Genomic DNA, 304 nt, shown 5'->3' on the forward strand with positions numbered 1-304 from the left:
TCTGATGGGCTTCGTGAGCCTCACCGACGCCGTGGGCGGTGTGGACGTCTGCCTCAACAACGCGGTGGACGAGCCGATGTCCGGGGCGAAGTTCCCCGCCGGCGAGCAGACGCTCAGTGGCCAGAACGCTTTGAGCTTCGTGCGCCAGCGCCACGACCTGCCGCGCGGCGACCTGGACCGCATCACCCGCCAGCAGGTCTACATGGCCAGCCTGGCGAACAAGGTGCTGAGCACCTCGACGTTGACCAACCCGTCCGCCCTGAGCAAGCTGCGTAAGGCCATCGAGGACTCCGTGGTCCTGGAT

1 protein-coding gene is annotated in these 304 nt (G+C 66.8%); it reads left to right on the forward strand.

The features are described 5' to 3' along the window. A partial coding sequence (locus ACT3UN_RS16600) for an LCP family protein (protein WP_444657679.1) occupies positions 1-304 on the forward strand: 304 nt, incomplete at both ends.

It is taken from the genome of Corynebacterium sp. AOP12-C2-36 (genome assembly GCF_052379185.1).
Classification (GTDB): Bacteria; Actinomycetota; Actinomycetes; order Mycobacteriales; family Mycobacteriaceae; genus Corynebacterium.